This is a genomic window from Streptomyces sp. NPDC058373, from assembly GCF_042723275.1.
Lineage (GTDB): Bacteria > Actinomycetota > Actinomycetes > Streptomycetales > Streptomycetaceae > Streptomyces.
The window spans coordinates 101,328-121,485 of record NZ_JBHXJE010000012.1 but is presented as its reverse complement, the minus strand read 5'-3'; the positions used below and the strand labels follow the sequence as shown (position 1 = coordinate 121,485).

19 protein-coding genes are annotated in these 20,158 nt (G+C 74.8%); 8 read left to right on the top strand and 11 right to left on the bottom strand.

The features are described 5' to 3' along the window. Positions 1-19 precede the first annotated feature (19 nt). The 5 genes from ACFWMZ_RS10780 to ACFWMZ_RS10760 form a co-directional block, all read right to left on the bottom strand. Positions 20-961, bottom strand: a complete 942-nt coding sequence (locus tag ACFWMZ_RS10780) for an ROK family glucokinase (protein ID WP_383177979.1) — start codon at positions 959-961, stop codon at positions 20-22. A gap of 79 nt (positions 962-1,040) precedes the next feature. Then, entirely contained in the window at positions 1,041-1,544 is a 504-nt protein-coding gene (locus tag ACFWMZ_RS10775) for a DUF5304 domain-containing protein (protein ID WP_383177976.1), read from the bottom strand. A 98-nt stretch (positions 1,545-1,642) separates the two neighbouring features. Continuing rightward, positions 1,643-2,833 carry an ArsA family ATPase gene (locus ACFWMZ_RS10770; protein WP_383200798.1) on the bottom strand — a complete coding sequence of 397 codons (1,191 nt, stop codon included), beginning with the start codon at positions 2,831-2,833 and terminating at the stop codon, positions 1,643-1,645. Positions 2,834-2,934: 101 nt separating this feature from the next. After that, a complete protein-coding gene (locus ACFWMZ_RS10765) occupies positions 2,935-3,381 on the bottom strand; it encodes an SRPBCC family protein (RefSeq protein WP_383177969.1) in 447 nt (148 codons plus the stop codon). Positions 3,382-3,551: 170 nt separating this feature from the next. Further along, the gene (locus ACFWMZ_RS10760; protein WP_383177967.1) at positions 3,552-4,322 is read right to left on the bottom strand and encodes a metallophosphoesterase; all 771 of its coding nucleotides are present in this window, start codon (positions 4,320-4,322) and stop codon (positions 3,552-3,554) included. Positions 4,323-4,602: 280 nt separating this feature from the next. On the opposite strand from ACFWMZ_RS10760, the gene ACFWMZ_RS10755 reads away from it, so the two are divergent. After that, a complete protein-coding gene (locus ACFWMZ_RS10755) occupies positions 4,603-6,399 on the top strand; it encodes an AMP-dependent synthetase/ligase (RefSeq protein WP_383177964.1) in 1,797 nt (598 codons plus the stop codon). 83 nt (positions 6,400-6,482) lie between these two features. Here ACFWMZ_RS10755 and ACFWMZ_RS10750 read toward each other — a convergent pair whose 3' ends face one another. Continuing rightward, the gene (locus tag ACFWMZ_RS10750) at positions 6,483-7,625 is read right to left on the bottom strand and encodes a glycosyltransferase family 4 protein (RefSeq protein WP_383177961.1); all 1,143 of its coding nucleotides are present in this window, start codon (positions 7,623-7,625) and stop codon (positions 6,483-6,485) included. 131 nt (positions 7,626-7,756) lie between these two features. Between ACFWMZ_RS10750 and ACFWMZ_RS10745 the strand changes: the two genes are divergently transcribed. Continuing rightward, positions 7,757-9,064, top strand: coding sequence for a glycosyltransferase 87 family protein (locus ACFWMZ_RS10745; protein WP_383200795.1), 1,308 nt, complete (start codon positions 7,757-7,759; stop codon positions 9,062-9,064). Positions 9,065-9,068: 4 nt separating this feature from the next. On the opposite strand, the gene ACFWMZ_RS10740 is transcribed toward ACFWMZ_RS10745, so the two are convergent. From ACFWMZ_RS10740 to ACFWMZ_RS10720, 5 genes are all read right to left on the bottom strand, one after another. Further along, positions 9,069-10,310, bottom strand: a complete 1,242-nt coding sequence (locus tag ACFWMZ_RS10740) for a hypothetical protein (protein WP_383200793.1) — start codon at positions 10,308-10,310, stop codon at positions 9,069-9,071. A 37-nt stretch (positions 10,311-10,347) separates the two neighbouring features. Continuing rightward, a complete protein-coding gene (locus ACFWMZ_RS10735) occupies positions 10,348-11,373 on the bottom strand; it encodes an NlpC/P60 family protein (RefSeq protein WP_383177952.1) in 1,026 nt (341 codons plus the stop codon). 320 nt (positions 11,374-11,693) lie between these two features. After that, on the bottom strand, positions 11,694-12,722 hold the full coding sequence (locus ACFWMZ_RS10730) for an NlpC/P60 family protein (RefSeq protein ID WP_383177949.1): 1,029 nt from the start codon (positions 12,720-12,722) through the stop codon (positions 11,694-11,696). 321 nt (positions 12,723-13,043) lie between these two features. After that, positions 13,044-14,423, bottom strand: coding sequence for an NYN domain-containing protein (locus ACFWMZ_RS10725; RefSeq protein WP_383200790.1), 1,380 nt, complete (start codon positions 14,421-14,423; stop codon positions 13,044-13,046). A 34-nt stretch (positions 14,424-14,457) separates the two neighbouring features. Then, complete coding sequence (locus ACFWMZ_RS10720) at positions 14,458-14,697, bottom strand: hypothetical protein (RefSeq protein WP_100453038.1); 240 nt, start codon at positions 14,695-14,697, stop codon at positions 14,458-14,460. Between the two features lie 226 nt (positions 14,698-14,923). Here ACFWMZ_RS10720 and ACFWMZ_RS10715 point away from each other — a divergent pair, with 226 nt between their 5' ends. The 6 genes from ACFWMZ_RS10715 to ACFWMZ_RS10690 all read left to right on the top strand — a co-directional run bounded on the left by ACFWMZ_RS10715 (position 14,924) and on the right by ACFWMZ_RS10690 (position 20,121). Next, entirely contained in the window at positions 14,924-15,664 is a 741-nt protein-coding gene (locus ACFWMZ_RS10715) for a rhomboid family intramembrane serine protease (RefSeq protein ID WP_383200787.1), read from the top strand. A gap of 37 nt (positions 15,665-15,701) precedes the next feature. Then, positions 15,702-15,983: an Lrp/AsnC family transcriptional regulator gene (locus ACFWMZ_RS10710; protein ID WP_383177939.1), complete on the top strand. Its 282-nt coding sequence runs from the start codon at positions 15,702-15,704 to the stop codon at positions 15,981-15,983. Between the two features lie 117 nt (positions 15,984-16,100). Next, entirely contained in the window at positions 16,101-16,457 is a 357-nt protein-coding gene (locus ACFWMZ_RS10705) for a hypothetical protein (RefSeq protein WP_383200784.1), read from the top strand. After that, positions 16,444-17,955 (top strand): sensor histidine kinase, encoded by a 1,512-nt coding sequence (locus tag ACFWMZ_RS10700; protein WP_383200783.1) that lies wholly within the window; start codon positions 16,444-16,446, stop codon positions 17,953-17,955. Before ACFWMZ_RS10705 ends, ACFWMZ_RS10700 begins: the two co-directional genes overlap by 14 nt. Then, a complete protein-coding gene (locus ACFWMZ_RS10695) occupies positions 17,952-18,617 on the top strand; it encodes a response regulator transcription factor (protein WP_030697060.1) in 666 nt (221 codons plus the stop codon). Before ACFWMZ_RS10700 ends, ACFWMZ_RS10695 begins: the two co-directional genes overlap by 4 nt. Positions 18,618-18,708: 91 nt before the next feature. Then, positions 18,709-20,121: an SLC13 family permease gene (locus tag ACFWMZ_RS10690; RefSeq protein ID WP_383200781.1), complete on the top strand. Its 1,413-nt coding sequence runs from the start codon at positions 18,709-18,711 to the stop codon at positions 20,119-20,121. Positions 20,122-20,158: the final 37 nt, after the last annotated feature.

Here is a 20,158-nt window from a genome sequence, read left to right as displayed (position 1 = left end):
GAACGGGCCGAGCGCCAGCTCAGCCCTGACGGGCGAGGTCGGCCGCGCCGACCAGCCCAGCCTTCCCCCCGAGCTGCGCAGCAAGCACCTGGGCGTGCGGCCGCCAAGCCCCACCGATCAACCACCGCCGAAACGACTTCCGAATGGGATCGAGCACCAGCTCCCCCTCGTCGGAGACGCCCCCGCCGACGATGAACGCCGACGGGTCGAAGAGCGAGGCGAGATCCGCGAGCCCGGCCCCGGCCCACCGGGCCAGCTCCCGGAAGGAGTCCACGGCGACAGGATCCCCCTGCCGCGCGGCCTCACTGACGTGCTTCCCCTCGATCCCCTCGGTGGTCCCGTCGCCGAGCGACAGCAGCAGCACCGCGTTCTCGGGGGTGGCCGCCGCCCGCTGCCGCGCGTACCGGACGAGGGCGCGTCCGGAGGCGTACTGCTCCCAGCAGCCCTGGCTGCCGCAGCCGCAGAGCAGCCCGTCGGGGACGACGCGGATGTGGCCGAACTCGGCGGCGACGCCGAAGCGTCCGCGGCGCAGCTTGTTGCCGATGATGATGCCGCCGCCGAGGCCGGTGCCGAGGGTGATGCAGATGACGTCCTCGTGGCCCTTGCCCGCGCCGAAGCGGTACTCGCCCCAGGCGGCCGCGTTGGCGTCGTTCTCCACGACGACGGGCAGGCCGACGCGCTGCTCGACCTTGTCCTTGAGCGGCTCGTGGCGCCAGTTGATGTTGGGTGCGAAGAGGACGGTGGCGCGCTTGTCGTCGACGTATCCGGCGGCGCCGATGCCCACGGCCTCGATCTCGTGGCCCTTGCGGGCCCCCTCGACCGCGGAGGCGATGGCGTCCACGATGGCCTCGGCGGTCGGCGGTGTCGGCACCGTGAAGGTGTTGAGGATCGTGCCCTCTTCGTCCACGACTCCGGCCGCGATCTTGGTGCCGCCGATGTCGACGCCGATGGTCAGTCCCATGTGTCCCTCAGTTCAGGTCGAGCCCCGCTGCGGTTCACGGTACCCGAGGGGCGGACGCCGTCCGGGAGTTCGGGCGGGGTCAGTCGAGGTCGATGTGTTCGGCGGGGCCGGGGCCCTCGTCGTCGCGGGGCCCCCCGGGCCGCGCGGCACCGGTGCCGCTGCCGCTGCCGGGCTCCGGCTTGCGCGGCGGCGGGGTGGCGCCGGGGCCCGTGCCCCGGGTCCAGCCGCTCTCCTGCCTCTCGACGGCGGAGCGGTAGGCGGCGAGGAGTTCGGAGCCGGCGGCGGCGAGGTGGCCGAAGACCTCCGGGTTGCGTTCGATGACCGGTTCGACGGCGGCGCGGGCCTGCCGTACGGCCTGTTCGACGCCCTGGGCGGTGGCGCCGAGGAGGTTGCCCTCGGCGAGCTTGCCGGTGACGGCGTCCAGCAGCTTGCGGAGTTCCTCGGCGGCGGAGCCGGGCGGGGTGCCGTAGCGGGCGCGGCGCCGCTCCTGCTCGGCGGCGAGGTCCTCGGCGCAGGCCTGTCGCCAGGCGTCCTCGTCGGCGCCGGGTCGGTCGGTTCCGGGGCGCTCGGTGGCGTCGCTCATGGGCCAGCTCCTGCGGCGGGTGAGGGGAGGGGTACTCCCTTCCGACGGTACCGGAACGGCGGGCGGCGAGGAGGCGTCCGGCCGGTGCCGGGCGGGGCTCAGCGGCCCTGCGGCCACTGGGCGGGATCGGGGGCGAAGCGGACGGTGAGCGCGCCGTCGCGCAGGGCGGCCCCGGCGACGGTGCAGCGGCGCAGGGCGGCGGGGAGCGGCAGGATGCGGCGGAACGGTCCGGCGGTGATGACGAGTTCGTCGGCGCGGCGGACCAGGTCGAGCTCGTCGCGGCCGACGCCGGGCAGCTCCAGGCGCCACAGCAGCACCCCGTCGGTGGCGAGCCGGTCCTCGACGCGCGGTCCGGCGACGGCGGGTACGGGCCCGGGCGCGGGCACGCCGAGGGCGTCCAGGTCCTCCGGGCCGCGCGGGTCGTGGCCGAGGTGGGGGACGCGGACGGCGGGGCCGCCGGGGTCGGTGTCCCAGGTGTCGAGGGTCTTGGCCTGCTGGGCGAGGAGCGTCGCGGCCCAGGCTCCGGCGCCGTCGGCGGGGAGCACCCGGTTGGCGAGGAGCGGGTCGGTGGGCAGGGCGTGCAGGGCGAGGGCGGTGCGGGCCTCGCGGACGGCGTCGGTTCCGGCGGGGCCGGGTTCGGCGACCAGGGTGACGCTGGTGCCGGGCCGGCTCAGGGCGGCCTGGGCGGCGGCCAGCTCGGTGTCCCAGCGGGCGGCGGCCGCGTGGAGGCCCTCGCCGGGGAGCGGGAGTCCGGCGAGGCGGCCGAGGAGGGGGCGCAGGGCGCGGGCGGCCTGGCGTTCGGCGGGGAGCAGCCGGCCGAGGTAGCGGCGCAGTTCGCCCGGGAGGGAGAGCAGGGCGAGGGCTCGGGGTGCGGCGGGCAGGTCGACGACGACGAGGCCGGGCCGGGCGGGGTCGCCGTCGGGGAGGGCGGCCAGTTCGCGCAGGGCGCGGAGCAGGGCGAGTTCCTCGGCGCCGGGGAGCGGGGTGAGTTCGTCGGCGGCGAGCGGGGTGGCGCCGAGCGCGTCGAGGGCGGTGGCGGCGCGTTCCTGGAGGGCGAGGAGGTCGGCGCGGAGCCGGTCGGCGGCGTCCAGGCGCAGGGCGTGCAGGCCGGGGGCGGCCTCGACGGGCGCGGGGCCGAGCGGGACGCCGAGGGCGGTGCCGAGGCGGTCGCCGGGGTCGGCGGTGAGCAGCAGGACGCGGGTGCCGGTGCGGGCGGCGGCCCGGGCGGTGGCGGCGGCGAGGGTGGTGCGGCCCGCGCCGCCGGGTCCGGTGACGAGGACCGTGCGCACGGTCGTCCTCCCTGTTCGGGTTCTGCCCTGTTCAGGGGCTGCGAGGTGGCTGACCGGGCGGGGCGGCCGGCGGGCGGGGCGGCCCGCCGGGGGCCGTGGGGTCAGGCGCCCGGGTGGGACTCGACGCGCTTCTTCAGCCCGGCCAGGGCGCGGTCGATGATGACCTTCTCGGCCTTGCGCTTGATCATGCCGAGCATGGGGATCTTGACGTCGACGGTCAGCTGGTAGGTGACCTCGGTGCGGTCGGCGGCGAGGGCGGCGAGGGTGTAGGAGCCGTCCAGCTCGCGGAGCATCTGGGACTTGACCAGGGTCCAGCTCACCTGGTCGGCGCTGTGCCAGGTGTAGGCGAGGGTGTGGTCGTCCTTGATGGCGCCCGCGTCGAGGACGAGGCGGACCTGCTCGGCGCGGCCCTGGTCGTCGGTGGCGAGGACCTCGGCCTCCTTCACCTCGCCGGTCCACTGCGGGTAGCGGTCGAAGTCGGCGATGACGGCCATGACCTCGGCCGGGGCCGCCTCGATCGTGATGCTAGAGCTGGTGTGTTCCGCCATCGCCGTGGCTCCTCCATGCTGAACGGTGCGGCCGGGCCCGTCCGGGTGCGGCCTCGGCCGGGCGCTGTCGGGCGTCCCGCCGCGTGCAGGCTACCGCGCGCCGGGGTGCGGGAGGTCACGTGGCTCCCCGTCCCGGGCCCGGGGGCGCCGGGAGGTGCCGGGCGGGACGGTCACCAGGTGAGGGCCCAGGGACGTCCGGTGCGGGCGAAGTGGCCGACGTTGACGCATTCGGTGGCGCCGACGCGCATCCGGCGGGCCAGCGGCTGGTGGACGTGGCCGAAGAGGGCGTACCGGGGGCGGGTGCGGTGGATGGCGTCGAGCAGGGCGGAGCTGCCGCGTTCGAAGCGGCGGGCGACGGTGTCGTAGAGGAGTTCGGGGACCTGGGGCGGGATGTGGGTGCAGAGGACGTCGACCTCGCCGAGGGCCTCGATCTTGGCGGCGTACTCCTCCTCGGGGATCTCGTACGGGGTGCGCATCGGGGAGGGGAGGCCGCCGCCGACGAAACCGAAGACGCGGCCGCCGATCTCGGCGCGGGTGCCGTCCAGGACGGTGGTGCCGGGGCGGGCGTACTCGGGCCAGAGGCGGGGGACGTCGACGTTGCCGTAGGTGGCGTAGGTGGGGGTGGGGAAGGCGGCGAAGAGTTCGGCGTACTGGCGGCGGACGGCGGCCTCCAGGGCGCTTTCGCGGTCGATGCCGGCCCACAGGGTGCGCTGGAAGGCGCGGGCCTCCTCGAAGCGGCGGGCGGTGCGCAGGGCGACGACGCGGTCGGCGGCCTCGGTGCCGAAGAGGTCGGGGAAGATGCCGCGCGAGTGGTCGGCGTAGTCGAGGAAGAGGACCAGGTCACCGAGGCAGACGAGGGCGTCGGCCCCGTCGCCCGCGCGGGCGAGGTCCTTCGCGTTGCCGTGGACGTCGCTCACCACATGGATCCGTGTACCCGCCATGCCTGCCACCCTAGAACCACCGGCCCGCGCCCGTGTAGACCCGGCCGGACCTGCGCTTACTTCACAGCGGCAAAGGGGGTGGACTAGTGTTCCCGGAGCATCGCCGCGCCGTGTGATGGATCAGACATCTGTCCGGCACCCCCTACCGGAACCGTCATACCGGTGGGTAACGTCCGGGCAGTCCAGTCGTGCTCACCCCACTGAGCACCTGCCCGATCTTGGACCGCACCGTCGCATCGCACAGTGTCGTGGCGCCGGCGCCCTATGAGGAGCAGCAGTCTTGCGCGAGTTCAGCCTTCCGGCCCTGTACGAGGTACCAGCGGACGGAAATCTCACCGACATCGTCCGGCGCAACGCGGAGCGGCACCCGGATGTGGCCGTGATCGCCCGGAAGGTGGACGGCGCGTGGGAGGACCTGACCGCCACGGCCTTCCTCGCCGAGGTACGCGCCGCCGCCAAGGGCCTGATGGCCTCCGGCGTCCAGCCCGGCGACCGGGTGGGGCTGCTCTCCCGGACGCGGTACGAGTGGACGCTGATGGACTTCGCGATCTGGAGCGCCGGAGCGGTCACCGTCCCGGTGTACGAGACCAGTTCGCCGGAGCAGATCGAGTGGATACTCGGTGACTCGGGCGCCGTCGCCTGTGTCGTGGAGACCCCGGCGCACGCCGCCTCGGTGGAGTCGGTGCGCGGCGAACTGCCCGCGCTGAAGCACGTCTGGCAGCTGGACGCGGGCGGCGTTGCGGAGCTGGGCCGGGCCGGGGCCGGGCTCAGCGACGAGGCGGTCGACGAGCGCAGCGCGCTGGCGGGTGCCGACGACCCGGCGACGATCGTCTACACCTCGGGCACCACGGGCCGCCCCAAGGGCTGCGTGCTGACCCACCGCAGCTTCTTCGCGGAGTGCGGCAACGTGGTGGCGCGGCTCAAACCGCTCTTCCGCACCGGCGAGTGCTCGGTGCTCCTCTTCCTCCCGGTGGCGCACGTCTTCGGCCGGCTGGTGGAGGTCGCGGCGCTGATGGCGCCGATCCGCCTGGGCCTGGTGCCGGACATCAAGCACCTCACCGACGAACTGGCCTCGTTCCGTCCGACCATGGTGCTGGGCGTCCCCCGCGTCTTCGAGAAGGTCTACAACTCGGCGCGCGCCAAGGCGCAGGCCGAGGGCAAGGGCAAGATCTTCGACAAGGCCGCGGAGACCGCGATCGCCTACAGCCGGGCGCTGGACACCCCGCAGGGCCCGTCGTTCGGCCTGAAGCTCAAGCACAAGCTCTTCGCCAAGCTCGTCTACGGCAAGCTCCACACGGTCCTCGGCGGGCGCGGCGAGTACGCGATCTCCGGCGGCGCCCCGCTCGGCGAGCGGCTCGGCCACTTCTATCGGGGCATCGGCTTCTCGGTGCTGGAGGGGTACGGCCTCACCGAGTCCTGCGCGGCCACCGCCTTCAACCCGTGGGACCGCCAGAAGATCGGCACGGTCGGCCAGCCGCTGCCCGGTTCGGTGGTGCGCATCGCCGACGACGGCGAGGTCCTGCTCCACGGCGAGCACCTCTTCGACCGGTACTGGAACAACGAGGCGGCCACCGGCGAGGCGCTGGCCGACGGCTGGTTCCACACCGGTGACATCGGCACCCTCGACGAGGACGGCTACCTCGCGATCACCGGCCGCAAGAAGGAGATCATCGTCACCGCGGGCGGCAAGAACGTCGCCCCGGCGGTGATCGAGGACCGCATCCGCGGGCACGCCCTGGTCGCCGAGTGCATGGTGGTCGGCGACGGGCGGCCGTTCGTGGGCGCGCTGGTCACCGTGGACGAGGAGTTCCTGGTGCGCTGGGCGGCGGACCACGGCAAGCCGGCCGGTTCGACGGCGGCCTCGCTGCGGGAGGACCCGGAGCTGCTGGCGGAGATCCAGCGCGCGGTGGACGACGGCAACGCGGCGGTCTCCAAGGCCGAGTCGGTGCGCAAGTTCCGCGTGCTGCCCTCGCAGTTCACCGAGGAGTCGGGCCACATCACGCCGTCGCTGAAGCTGAAGCGCGGCGTGGTCCTCAAGGACTTCGCGGACGAGATCGAGGCGATCTACACCCGCTGACCCGCCCGTACGGACCGAGGGCCCGCCCCCTGCGACTGGGGGCGGGCCCTCGGCGTACCCGGACCGGTGGCGGCGTACGAGGGTCAGAGGAGGGCGCGGAGCTGTTCGGCGAGCAGGTCCCAGCGCCAGGTGGACTCCACCCAGGCGCGGCCCCGCTCGCCCATGGCGGTGCGCAGGGCCGGGTCGGCGAGGAGGGCGGTGAGCCGGTCGGCGACGTCCTCGGGGCGGGTGCCGCGCACGACCCAGCCGGTCTCGCCGTCGAGGACGGCGTCGGGCGCGCCACCGGAGTCCCCGGCGACGACGGGCAGCCCGGTGGCGGACGCCTCCAGGTAGACGATGCCGAGCCCTTCGACGTCGAGGCCGCCGCGCCGGGTGCGGCAGGGCATGGCGAAGACGTCGCCCGCGCCGTAGTGGGCGGGGAGTTCGGGCCAGGGGACGGGGCCGGTGAAGTGGACCGAGCGGGCGACGCCGGTCCGCTCGGCGAGGGAGCGCAGCTCCTTCTCGTACGGGCCGCCGCCCACGATCAGCAGGACCGCGTCGGGCTGGGCGGCGAGTACCCGCGGCATCGCCTTGATCAGCGTGTCCTGGCCCTTGCGCGGCACCAGCCGGGAGACGCAGACGACGACCGGCCGGTCGGTGAGGCCGAGGCGGGCGCGGACGGCGTCGCCGCCGCTGTCCGGGTGGAAGGTCTTCTCGTCGACGCCGGGCGGCAGGTGCGCCATGCGGGCGGTGGCCTCGGGGCTCAACGCCCCGGCGATCCGCGCCCGGGTGTACTCGCCGAGGTAGGTGATTGTGTCCGTGGAGTCCCCGATACGCCGCAACAGGTTCCGGGCGCCGGGCAGTTGGGCCCAGCCCGCCTCGTGGCCGTGGGTGGTGGCGACCAGCCGCTCGGCCCCGGCGCGGCGCAGCGCGGGCGCCATCAGGCCGAGGGGGGCGGCGGCGCCGAACCAGACGGAGGTGCAGCCGTGTGCGCGCAGCAGGCCGGTGGCGCGCCGGGTGGCGGCCGGGGTGGGCAGCAGCATCGTGGTCCGGTCGCGGACGACGGGGAAGGGCTGTTCGGCGTCGAAGGCGGCGGTGGCCTCGGCGCCCTCGCGTCCGCGCTTCCAGGTGGAGGCGTAGACGACGATCCGCTCGGGGTCCAGGCGCAGCGCCATGTTGTGCAGGAACGCCTGGATGCCGCCGGGGCGCGGCGGGAAGTCGTTGGTCACGATCAGGGTCTTGTGCATCGGGGGTGACAGTACCGAACGGGTCCGGGCGGGGCTCCATGGCCACGTCCGATGGTGGCCGGAGGGGCCCGGCGGGCATCATGGCTGGTCCCGGGGCGACGACCGGGACGGCGACGAGGGGACGAGAGGTCATGACGGCCACGACGACGGACGCCACCGCGGCCCAGGGCGCGGCTCCGCCAGGAGGGTCACGGGGCGCGGTGCGCACGCTGGCGCCCGTGGCGGCCTGGGCGGCGACCAGAGCGGCGCTCCTGCTCTGCGTGTTCAAGGTCTGGGTGGTGCCCGGCCCGGACGTGACGGTCGACGTCTCGGTCATCTACTACCGCTGGTACGGCGTGCTGGTCACCGGCACCTTCCCGGCCGACGACGTCACCTGGCAGTACCCGCCCGCGGCGGCTCTCGCCGTCCTCTCCCCCGCCCTGCTGCCGTTCCTTCAGTACACGCACGCCTTCTTCGTGGTGGTCCTCCTCGCCGACGCGGCGGTCCTCGCCCTGCTGCTGCGGGCCTCGCGGGGCGCGGGCCGCTCGCGGCGCGGGGTGTGGGTCTGGGTGGCCGGGGTGGTGCTGCTGGGCCCGACGGCGTACGCGCGGTACGACCTGATGGTGGCGGCGGTCGCGGTGGCGGCGCTGCTGGCGGGGGCGGGCCGCCCCCGGCTGATGGGGGCGCTGACGGCGTTCGGCGCGCTGCTGAAGGTGTGGCCGGCGCTGCTGCTGCTCGGGGTGGCGCGGGGCGCGGTGCGACGGGTCTGGGCGGCCGCGGCGGTCACGGGGGTGGTGGTGCTGGGGGCGTTCGCTGTCGCGATGCCGAACGCGCTGGGGTTCCTGACGGCGCAGCGCGACCGGGGCACCGAGGTGGAGTCGCTGGGGGCGCTGGTCTTCCATGTGGCGCGCTGGTTCGGCTGGGAGGGGGAGGTCCAGTTGCACTACGGCTCGCTGGAGTTCCTCGGGCCGGGGGTGGCCGGGGTGAGCCTGGCGGCGCAGTTGCTGTCGGTGCTGGCGCTGGGGTGGCTGGTGTGGTGGCGGCTGCGGGCGCGGGTCTTCTCAGCGGGGACGACGGCGGACGCGGCCTTCGCGGCGGTGCTGCTCTTCACCACGACGAGCCGGGTGATCAGCCCGCAGTACCTGCTGTGGCTGGTGGCGCTGGCGGCGGTCTGCCTGCTCTTCGCCGGGACCTGGATGACGCGGCCCGCGGTGCTGGTGCTGGTGGCGTCGGCGGTGACGGTGCTGGAGTTCCCGCTCTTCTTCGGTGACGTGGTGGCGAGTACGCCGCTGGGGGTGGGCCTGATGCTCCTCCGCAACGGCCTGCTGGTGGCGGCCTCGCTGCTGGCCTGCCGGGCCCTGTGGCGGCGGACGGTGCCCGACGGACCGGTGGAGCCGCAGCGCCTCCCGGGACAGCAGGCTCCGGCCGCCTCCCTGGACGGGGCGCGGCCCGGCTTCTGAGCCGCTACGCACCCGGGCCGCGGCCCCCGGAACCGCCCAGCCGCTCCCCCAGGTACGCCCGCCAGGCGGCGGTGAACTCCGCCGGCGTGGTGCCCAGGACGTCGCGGAGGGCGGCCTGTTCGGCGCCGTTCCGCTCGCCGTGGGCGCCGACGGCCCGGTAGAGGGCGCGGAGCCGGTCCGGCCCCCACCGGTCGGCGACGAGGCGGCAGGCGAGCCAGCCGCCCTCGTAGGCCCGGTCCAGGGCGTCCGCGTCGCCGTCGAAGGCGAAGTCGTCGTCGGCCGGGAGCGCCCGGGGTGGCTCGCCCCGGGCCAGGGCGGCGGTCAGGGCGGGCGCGGAGGCGGTCAGGGGGCGGGGGGCGGCGCGGTGCGCGGCCCAGTCGGCGAAGCCCTCGGAGAGCCAGAGCGGGGTGGCGGGGCCGGTCACGGAGCGGGTGGCGACGTGCGCCGTCTCGTGGGTGAGGACGAACTGCCGGCCTCGGTCGTCCAGTTCCGCGTACGCCTCCGGGTTGACGACGATCCGGTCGGCGGGCGTGCCGGGCCCGGGCGAGCCGGTGGTGACGGCGGCGACGCCCCGGTAGGCGTCGGGTTCGCCGTCGAGGAGCGCGGCCGTCTCCGCGAGCGAGCCGGGGACGAGGACGACGACCCGCCGGGCCCAGTCACCGCCCCAGGCGTCGTCGGCGGCGGGCACGGCCCGCTCGGCGAGACGGGCCACCGCGCGGACGCCGTCCTGTTCCCCGGTGCCGAGGACCGTGCCCCACTTCCCCCGGCGAGCCCCTACGGTGCCCTGGTCCCAGAGCTGTTCGGGGGCGCCCGGCGCCGCCTGTTCGGCTCTGACCCGCCAGCGTCCGTCGCGCCGGACGAGGTCGAGCAGGCGCCGGGCGGTGGCGGGGGCGGGGTCCTCGTCGCGGAGCCGGTACCGCAGGGTGGCCTCGACGGTGGCGGTGGCGGAGTCGGCCTCCGCCCCGGTCACCTCGTACGCCCAGCCGCCGAGCGGCACGGCGGCGGTGCGGGCCCAGAGGCTGTCCGGTCCGGTGCCGGAGGCGTCGGTGGCGGCCCAGGCGCGGGCGTCGCGCTCCAGCAGGGCGGCGGCACGGCGGTCCAGCAGCGCGGCCACAAGCTCCCGGGCCGGCGCCGCCGGCCCCGGCGAGGCGCACCCCGCCGTCAGCAGCGCGGCGAGCCCGAGCCGGGCCGCCTGGCGCCGGCCGAGGGTGCCCGGCCGCCGGGGCCCGCCGTCAGGTTCCGTCACGGTCGCCGATCGTACGGGCCCGGGGGCCGGGCCGGGGTCAGACCCGGGTGACGGAGGAGACGGGCATCATGCCGACCGGGTCGTAGCGGACGGCGGCGCCCGGATAGGGGGCGTGGATGACCTGGCCGTTGCCGACGTACATGCCGATGTGGCTGGCGTCGGAGCGGTAGGCGACGAGGTCACCGGGGCGGGCCTGGGAGAGCGGCACCTGCTGCCCGGCGTACCGCTGGGCCTGCGAGGTGCGCGGCAGCCCCACGCCCGCCTGGGCGTACGCCCACTGGGTCAGCCCGGAGCAGTCGAAGCCGCCGGGGCCGTTGGCGCCCCAGATGTACGGCTTGCCCAGGGCGCGTTGGGCGGCGGCCACCGCGGAGGCGGCGCGGCCCGTCGCGGCGGTGGCCCCGGCGAGGTCGGGCCGGTCCGAGCGCGACGCGCGCTGGTCGTGGGCGGCGCGTTCGGAGGCGGGCAGGGAGTTGAGCAGGGCGCGGGCGCGGGCCAGTTTGGCCTCGACGGACCGCTTGTGGCGGGCGGTGGCGGCGCGGCTGCGGTCGAGTTCGGCGAGGGTGGCGGCGGCCTCGGCGCGCTCCTGGGTGAGGAGGCGCTGCGCCTGGGTGAGGCGGGTGAGTTCCCCGGCCCGGCGCAGGCTGATCCGGTCGAGGGTGGCGGCCTTCTCCAGGTACTGCTCGGGGTCGGAGGAGAACAGCAGCTCCAGCGCCGGGTCGACGCCGCCGCTGCGGTACTGGGCCCCGGCGAGCGCGCCGAGGGCGCCGCGCATGGTGTTGACCCGCTCCTGGCCGCGGGCCACGCGGTCCTGGCTGCGGCGGAGTTCGGCGCGTAGGGCGCCGGTGCGCTCGTCGGCCTTGTTGTACGCCTCGGTGGCCCGCTCGGCCTGGGTGAGCAGCCGGTCGACGGAGGCGCGGGTGGCGGCCGGCTCGGGCTGGGCCTGGGCCGGGGCGGCGCCGAGCGTCGCGGCAGCGGTGGCCGCCGCCGCGGACAGCGCGGTGGCCGTGACGCCTCTGGCGTGGCGTGCGGCTGTCGACGTACCGGTGTGTCGGTGGGACCCCACTGGAAGCCGTTCTCCCTCCGCTGAAGTCTTCCCCGGCCTTGGCGGGGAAGTGCGCGGCAGACAGTAGCGGGGCGATCACCCGCGCTCCAACGACCACGGGCGGGGCAAACCGGGACGTCGTGCCACATCCGCAGGTCACCGGCGGACGGCGGGTCGACACGGGCCACGGGGATTCCCCCGTTCGGGCGGTGTCGGGCCGGGGCGGCGCGGGGAGGGCGGCGGGGGTGAACGACCGCGAGCCGGAGGGGCGGTGGCCCCTCCGGCTCGGGTGGTGTCGCGGGACCCGGCGGCGCGTCAGGCGGCCGGGCGGCGGGACGGCGTCAGATGCGGACGCCGAACATGTACGGCATGTTGTTGATCGACTCGTAGCGCACGCTGGCGCCGGGCTTCGGGGCGTGCAGCACCTGGCCGTTGCCCGCGTAGAAGCCGACGTGATGCAGGTCGCTGTAGAAGATGACCAGGTCACCGGGTTTGAGGGCGCTCTGCGAGGCGATCCGGGTACCGGCGTTGGCCTGGTCCTGGGATATGCGCGGGATGGTGACGCCGGCCTGGGCGAAGGCCCAGGAGGTGAGGCCCGAGCAGTCGAAGGAGCCGGGACCGGTGGCGCCGTACACGTACGGCGTGCCGATCTTCGACTTGGCCGCTTCGAGGGCGGCGGCGCCGAGGTTCGAGGCGGGAGCGGTGTTGCCGAGCTCCACGCGGTCGCCCGCGGAGCGGCTGGCGCGCTCCTCCTCCTGCTTGAGCTCGGTGCGCTCGGCGGCGGTGAGGCTGTTGAGGAGCTTCTGCGCCTCGGTGAGCTTCCCCTGGACCTGCTTCTTCTTCTCGCCGAGCTCCTTGCGGGTGTCGGCGAGGTCGGTGAGCTTGTCCTGGGCCTCCTGGCGCTGCTGCGCGAGGTCGCGCTGCTTGGCCTGGATCTTCTTGACGCCCTCGGCCTGCTTGGTGCTGAGCTGGTCGAGCGCGGAGGCCTTGTCGAGGTAGTCGTCCGGGTCGGCGGAGAGGAAGAGCTGCACCGACGGGTCGATGCCACCGGAGCGGTACTGGGCGCTGGCGAGCGAACCGAGGCCCTCGCGCAGGTCGTTCAGCTCGTCCTGGCCGCGGGCGACCTTGTCCTGGAGGGTGTCGATCTGCCCCTCCAGCTTGTCCTGCTTCTCCTTGGCGCCGTTGTACTTCTCGGTGGCCTTCTCGGCCTCCTCGTACAGCTTGTCGACCTTCGCCTTGACCTCGCTCTTGGTCGGCTTGGGATCGGCGTGCGCGGTCTGGGAGGTGAGTGCCACGGCAGCGGCGGCGGTCGCGGTGAGCACGGTCACGCGGGTGCGGCTCGGCTGCTTGGGTCGACGGTGGGACGCCACGAAGGCGAGCTCCTTCTTCCTTCAGCCGCCTACCGACGAACCCGGTGGGCGGGTACCTCCGCTGTCACCCCGGGTGGGTGATCAACCGATCGAAGGTTCGGGCTGACCTTAGTGACCTCCTTGTGATCAGTTCAAATCCCGTGAGGAAAAATCTCGGCCACATCGTGGCTTTTCCGCGAAGAATCGACGGTCAGTCATGGGAGGTTGACAGGGCGTCGTGTGAAGGTCTCGCCAAAGCCGGGCATTGCCCCCGGCCGTTACTTAGGTGACTTGGGTGACTTACGGGATATCGGCGGGAGTTGGCTGTGCCCCGCGTCGCCGTCAGCCGCGCGAGAGCCGCTTGAGGAGGACCACGGAGGCGACCGGGCGGGCCCCCGCCGCGGCGATCCCGTCAGCCACCTCGCGGTCGGTGGAGACCACCGTCACCGGACGCCCCTCGGGCTCGGCGCGCACCAGCTGGCGGATCAGCTCGTCGGCGGTCACCCCCGGCTTGCTGAAGAGGACCCGCACCCCGCGCGGCGGCGCCAGCAGCACCGGTGCGGCCAGTTCGGCGCCGTCGAAGACGCAGGTGACCTCGGCGCCGGTCTGGGCCGCGAGCGCCGAGAGCCCGCCGAGCAGCCGCAGCCGCTGCTTCTCCAGGGGCATCGTCGGATAGCCGGTCTTGGTGACGTTGTACCCGTCGACCACCAGATGGGCCTGGGGCAGCGCCAGCAACTGGTCGAGGACGGCCGGGTCGTGCTCGGAGAGGGCGCGGGCCGCGATGTCCTTCGGTGTCATCCGGCCGGGCTCCACCGCGTCCACGGTGTCGGCGGGATGGATCCCGGCGGGCGGCAGGGCCAGCTCCCTGCGGAGCCCCTGGGAGGCCTCAAGGACCGTGTCGAGGAGGAGGCGGAGCCGCATGTCCTCGATGCTGCGCCCCTCGCGGGCCGCCTTGCGGCTGGCCTCCAGCGCGGCCTCGGACTCGGCGAGCCGGGCCTTGAGCCGCCGGTTCTCGCTGTCGGCGGCGGAGAGCTGGGCCGCGGTCTCGGCCCGCACCTCCTCGGTGCGGGCCTCGGCCTTGCGGGCGGCCGCCTCCCCGCGCTTGACGTCGCTGTGGGCGCTGCGCAGCTTGCGCTGAACGGCGTCGGCCTGCTTGCGCAGCGCGTCGAGTTCGGTGCGCAGCCGCTCGGTCTCGGTGCGGACCTGGGCGCGGGCCGCGTCGCGCTCCTCGCGGAGCCGGGCCACCTCGGCGCGGGCGCGCTCGCCGCCGCGTTCGGCGTCGGCGCGCTGGGCTTCCTCGCCGCCGGCGGTGACCAGCTTGACCCAGCCGGGCGGGCGCAGCACGTAGGCGGCGGCCGCCACGTCGAGGGGGTCGGCGGCGAGCGGCGGGGTGCCGCCTTCGAGGGCGGCGGCCAGCTCGGCCTGGTTCTCCCGCAGCCGCTCGCCGACGCGCTGGCGGAAGAGCGGCTCGTGCTCCAGGGCGGCAGCCAGGGCGTTCCCGGCGAACTTGATGCGGCGGCTGGGCGTGAAGCGGGCGTACTGGCGCAGCGGCGGGGGGAGTTCGCTGGGGGTGAGAGAGCCGAACCCCTCGGAGGCGAGGGCGATGACCCGGTGGCGTACGGGCTCCGGCAGGGGGCGGTCGAGGCTCTCGCCCGCCGCCTCGCCGCCGTCGGGGCCGTCCGCTCCCGAGGTGGAGTCGGCGGGCCGCGCACCGTCCGTCATCGAGTCACCCCATCGCCGTGCGGGTGCCGCTCCCTCAGGAGCCGGCGCCCGGCCTGTCCACCAGTTCGATCTGGTCCACCGCGTTGCACCAGCGGCAGCGGACCGAGTCGATCGTCTCACTGACGACCTCGGTCTCCTCGACGTTCGGCGCACCGGCCAGGTCGAGGTGGACGTACTCGACGACCTTGGAGGAGCGGGTGACGTCGAAGCGGGTGAGGTTGCCGCAGAGCGTGCAGCGCCAGCGGGTCTCGGTGGTGGGCTGGGGAACCGTCATCGTGGCTGTCCTCTTGGTGTCACTCGGTGTCGCTACTGCTGTGCCGCGACCACTCTGTCGCCGGCGATGGTGTCGTCACCACCACGTGGCGCCACCGCGACCGGGTCGCGGTACGTCCGTGCCGCCTGACGCCGCAACCCTACGGCCTGCGGGCCCGCGCGTGGGCCGCCCCCGGCCCCGGCGAGGCGGTATGCGTGGTTTGCGACGGTTACGCCATGATCTGATCATGATCGTGACACGGTTCGGCCCGCTGCGGACGGCGGCCCGGCGGCTGGCGGGGCGCGGCACCCCCGTCACGTACGGGCTGATCGCGGTCTGCGCGGTGGTCTTCCTCCTCGGCCCGGTCTCCGGCTTCACCCCCGCGTACGGCACCGGCGAGCGGCTGCTGGCGGCGCAGTACGCCTACTACGACCGGTGGGGCGTGATCCCCGCCGAGCTCTTCCGGGGGCGGGCCAAGGAGGCGCTGACCCCGCTCACCGCGCTCTTCGTGCACGGCGGCTGGCTGCACCTGCTCGGCAACCTGCTCTTCCTGCACGTCTTCGGCGGCATGCTGGAGGAGCGGATGGGCCCGGTGCGCTACCTGCTCTTCTACCTGGGCTGCGGCTACCTGGCGCTGCTCGGCTACGCGGCGGTCTTCGCCGACTCGGCGCAGCCGCTGGTGGGCGCCTCCGGGGCGATCTCGGCGGTGCTCGGCGCCTTCCTCTACCTCTTCCCCGGTGCGCGGGTCACCACCTTGCTGCCCTTCCTCCTCTTCCTTCCCCTCAGGCTCCCGGCCTGGATGGTGCTGCCGTTCTGGGCGGCGCTCCAGTGGATCGCGGCCCGGCAGGGCGGCGACGGCCCGGGCGTCGCCTACCTGGCGCACCTCATCGGATTCACGCTCGGGTTCCTCTACGCGTGGGCCCGTTCGGGGTCGCTCAGGGGTGCTCGGGGAGCGGGGGCCCCACTCCCCGAGCACCCCTTAGAGTGAGGCCACCAGCGACGGCCACCGAGGGAGACAGCAAACCGTGATCACCGCGATCGTGCTCATCAAGACCAGCGTGGACCGGATCCCCGAGATCGCCGAGGCCATCGCCGCGCTGGACAGCGTCAGCGAGGTGTTCTCGGTGACGGGCACCTACGACCTGATCGCCATGGTCCGCGTGCCGCGCCACGACGACCTGGCCGACGTGATCCCCGGCCGGATCAGCAAGATCGAGGGCGTCGAGGCGACCGACACCCACGTGGCCTTCCGCACCTACTCCCAGCACGACCTGGAGGCCGCCTTCGCGATCGGCCTCGACAGCTGACCCTCGGCGCGGCGGGAGCCTGCGGCACGGCGCGGCCCGGTCCGGCGGCGGTGAAGATGAGGAAACCCTCATCCGGCCTTCATCCCCGCCACCGGGTCGCCCCGGCAGGCTGCGGGCATGGCTTTCTCCCACCGGGTGGCGACCCTCGCCGCCGTCGTCGCGATACCGCTGGTCATCGCGGTGACCAGCTTCGCGCTCACCGACAGCCCCGAACCGCCCGCGGCGCCGCCCCGGGTGGAGATGGACAGCGGCTCGGCCTCCCCCGGCCGCTCGGCCCCGCCGGAGAGCGGCGACCCGGCGCCTGCCGCCTCCGAGAGCGGCCGCGGCGATGACGGCGAGCCCTCCGCCCGGCTCCCCGGCTCCCCCTCCGCGAGCACGCCGGACGACACCGGCGACGACGACGCCGACGACCGGGACGGCAAGGACGACACCGGCGACGACGACCGGGACGACCGGGACGGTGACGACGGCTGACTCCGTCCCGCACCGGATATCCGCCCGGGTCCGCATCCTGCTCTGGCTGCTGGTCGTCATGGCCGTCGCCCTGGCCGCGGTGGCGGCGACGACCCGGTCCATCCTGCTGCGGGACGTCGACCACCGCGTGGAGCGCCTCCTCGCCCAGGAGACCGGCGAGTTCACCGCCTTCTTCGAGCGGGGCGTCGACCCGACCACCGGCGCCCGCTTCCGCGACCCCGAACGCCTGCTGCGGGTCTTCCTGGAGCGCCAGTACGCCGACCCGGGCGAGGAGTTGATCGGCCTGGTCGGCCGGACCGGCGGCCGCGCCCCCGCCCAGCTCACCCAGGGCCGCGACATCCCGGTCCGGCTGCCGCTGCACCGGGACACCGACGCCCGCGCCGCGGTCTTCGCCTCCCCGCACCGCTCGGGCACGCTGGACCGGCCGCAGGGCGAGATCCGCTGGGCCAAGGTGCGGATCGTCCCCGGCGGCGGCGCCCCGGAGGCGGCCTTCGTCGTCGCCTTCCACCCGGAGCGGGAGCGGGAGATGGCGGACACCGTCTTCCAGATCCTGCTCGCCATCTCGGCCGTCGCGCTGCTGCTGACCTGCGGCATCGGCTGGGCCGTCGCCGGACGCATCCTGGCCCCCGTCCGGCTGGTGCGCACCACCGCGGCCCAGCTCACCGAGCAGGACCTGACCCGGCGCATCCCCGTCCGCGGCCACGACGACATCGCCGCGCTGGCCGGGACGTTCAACGCGATGCTCGACCGGCTGGAGCGCGCCTTCGCCGCGCAGCGCCAGTTCGTCGACGACGCCGGGCACGAACTGCGCACCCCCATCACCATCGTCCGGGGCCACCTGGAGCTGATGGGCGACGACCCGGCCGAGCGCGAGGAGACCGTCCGCCTGGTCACCGACGAACTCGACCGGATGAGCCGCATCGTGGAGGACCTGCTCCTCCTCGCCAAGTCCGAACGGCCCGACTTCGTCACCCCCGGCCCGGTCCGGCTCGCCGAGCTCACCGCCGACGTCTACGTCAAGGCCCGCACCCTGGGCGAGCGCGACTGGGTCTTCGACGGCCACACCGACCTGCGCCCGGCACCGCCCGGCGCCGACGCCGACGCCGATGCCGACGCCGATGCCGACGCCGAGGACGTCGTCCACCTGGACGAGCAGCGTGTCACCCAGGCCATGGTGCAACTGGCCCAGAACGCGGTGCAGCACACCGTCCAGGGCGCCCGGATCACCCTCGGCTCACGGACGCTGGCCGACGGCGCGGTCGAACTGTACGTCGCCGACACCGGCCCGGGCGTCCAGCCTCAGGACGCCGAGGTCATCTTCGAACGGTTCCGGCGCGGCACCGCCCGCCGTGGCGCCCGGGGCAGCGGGGCCGGGCTCGGCCTCGCCATCGTCCGGGCCATCGCCGAGGGCCACCCCGGCGGCCGGGTCGAGCTGCGCTCGACCGAGGCGGGCGGCGCCACCTTCGTCCTCGTCATGGAAAGGGCCACCACGCCGTGAACCGGATACTCATCGTGGAGGACGAGGAGCGCATCGCCTCCTTCATCGAGAAGGGGCTGCGCGCCAACGGCTTCACCACCACGGTCGCCGCCGACGGGGAGAGCGCCCACGACTACGCGCTCACCGGCGGCTTCGACCTGGTCCTGCTGGACATCGGGCTGCCGGGCCGGGACGGTTTCACCGTCCTGCGCGACCTGCGGGAGGCCCGGGTGACGGCGCCGGTGATCGTGCTGACCGCGCGGGACTCCGTACGGGACACGGTGGCGGGGCTCGAAGGCGGCGCCGATGACTGGATGACCAAGCCGTTTCGGTTCGAGGAGCTGCTGGCCCGGGTGCGGCTGCGACTGCGCACCGCCGCCCGCGCGCCCGAGGTGACGGTGCTGCGGTGCGGCGAGGTCACCCTGGACCTGCGGACCCGGCGGGCCCGCTCCGGTGAGGAGACCGTCGACCTGACGGCCCGCGAGTTCGTGCTGCTGGAGCTGTTCCTGCGCCATCCCGGCCAGGTCCTCGCCCGCGAGCAGATCCTCTCCCAGGTCTGGGGGTACGACTTCGACCCCGGCTCCAACATCGTCGACGTCTACGTACGCGCCCTGCGCCGCAAGCTCGGCGCGCACCGGATCGAGACGGTGCGCGGAATGGGGTACCGGCTGCCGCAGGGGTGAACGGCCGGGCGGGCGGCCAAGGTCCAGCCGCATGAGACGTCCTTCATGACGACCTCATGGGCCGCTCACCCCGGCCGCCCAGGCTGTCCGTGTGACCCTGACTCCCCGCCAGGCCGTGCTGTGGTGCGCGGCACTGAGCGTCTGCGCCCTGCTGCTCGTCCCCGGCAACGTGCCCGGACTGACCGGCGAGGGGCGGCTGACCCTCGGCGTCTTCGTCCTCGCCACCGCCGCCTGGATCGCCGGCCCGGTCGACGACACCTACGTGGCGCTCGGGGCCGGCCTCGCCCTCACCGTGACCGGGGTGATCAGCAGCGACGCCCTCTTCGGCACCCTCGGCGACGACACCGTCTGGCTGCTGATCTGCGCCTTCGTGCTGGCCGCCGCGGTGGGCCGGACGGGGCTGGCCGGGCGGGCGGCGGCGTTCCTGGTGAGCGGCGCGCGGTCGGTGCGCCAGCTGGTCCACCTGGCGACCGCGGCGCTGGTCGTCACCGCCTTCGCGGTCCCGGCCACCTCGGGCCGGGCCGCCCTCGCCCTGCCGGTCTTCCTCGCGCTGGCCAAGGTGCTCCACGACCGACGCCGGGTGGTGGTGATGCTGGCGCTGCTCTTCCCCACGGTGATCCTGCTGTCGGCGGTCGCCACGCTGATCGGCGCCGGGGCCCACCTGATCACCGTCTCGGTGCTGTGGGAGGCGACCGGTGAGCGGATCGGCTTCACCGAGTGGCTGCTGCTGGGCCTGCCGCTCGCCGTGGCCTCCTCCCACCTCGCCGCCGAGGCGGTGCTGCTGACGACCACCCGGCGGGCCGACCGGAAGGGCCCGGTACGGATCAGCGCCGACGACATCCAGGAGCACAGCGAGTCGCCGGTGACCGGGCCGCTCTCCCCCGCCGAGGCCCGCTGCGCGCTGCTGCTGGCCACCGTGGTGGTGCTCTGGTGCAGCGAGCCGCTGCACCGGGTGCCCCCGGCGGTGGTCGCGCTGATCGGCGCGGTCGTCGCCGCCTCCCCGGCGCTGGGCACGGTGCGGATGAAGGACGCGCTGCGCACCGTTCCCTGGTCGCTGCTGCTCTTCATGGCGGCGACGATGGCGATGGGCATCGCGCTGGCCGACTCCGGGGCGGCCCGCTGGCTGGTCGGCGGGGTGCCGCTGGACGTGCCGCCGTGGGCGTTCCTCGCGGTGGTGGTCGGGATCAGCACGGCGGCCCACCTGGTGCTCCAGTCCCGCTCGGCCCGGTCCAGTGTCCTGGTCCCGCTGGTGGTGGCCGCCGCCGCGGGGGCCGGGGTCAACCCGGTGGCGGCCGCCCTCGCCTCCACCGCCGCCGCCGGTTTCTGCCACACCCTGCCCGCCTCCGCGAAGCCCGTGACGCTCTTCGCCGACGTGCCCGGCACGCCCACCTACACCCCGCGCGACCTGCTGCGGCTCTCGGCGCTGCTCGCGCCGCTGACCGCCCTGCTGGTGCTGGCCTTCGCCCTCGCGGTGTGGCCGCTGCTCGGCGTGCCCGTCTCCTGACGGCCGCGCGCTCCTCCCCCACACCGTCCTGTCCGCC

Coding starts and splice junctions, on each gene's coding strand:
- ACFWMZ_RS10780 (WP_383177979.1), bottom strand. CDS start 961: ATGGGACTGACCATCGGCGTCGACATCGGCGGCACCAAGATCGCGGCC.
- ACFWMZ_RS10775 (WP_383177976.1), bottom strand. CDS start 1,544: ATGAGCGACGCCACCGAGCGCCCCGGAACCGACCGACCCGGCGCCGAC.
- ACFWMZ_RS10765 (WP_383177969.1), bottom strand. CDS start 3,381: ATGGCGGAACACACCAGCTCTAGCATCACGATCGAGGCGGCCCCGGCC.
- ACFWMZ_RS10760 (WP_383177967.1), bottom strand. CDS start 4,322: ATGGCGGGTACACGGATCCATGTGGTGAGCGACGTCCACGGCAACGCG.
- ACFWMZ_RS10750 (WP_383177961.1), bottom strand. CDS start 7,625: ATGCACAAGACCCTGATCGTGACCAACGACTTCCCGCCGCGCCCCGGC.
- ACFWMZ_RS10745 (WP_383200795.1), top strand. CDS start 7,757: ATGACGGCCACGACGACGGACGCCACCGCGGCCCAGGGCGCGGCTCCG.
- ACFWMZ_RS10725 (WP_383200790.1), bottom strand. CDS start 14,423: ATGACGGACGGTGCGCGGCCCGCCGACTCCACCTCGGGAGCGGACGGC.
- ACFWMZ_RS10720 (WP_100453038.1), bottom strand. CDS start 14,697: ATGACGGTTCCCCAGCCCACCACCGAGACCCGCTGGCGCTGCACGCTC.
- ACFWMZ_RS10715 (WP_383200787.1), top strand. CDS start 14,924: ATGATCGTGACACGGTTCGGCCCGCTGCGGACGGCGGCCCGGCGGCTG.
- ACFWMZ_RS10705 (WP_383200784.1), top strand. CDS start 16,101: ATGGCTTTCTCCCACCGGGTGGCGACCCTCGCCGCCGTCGTCGCGATA.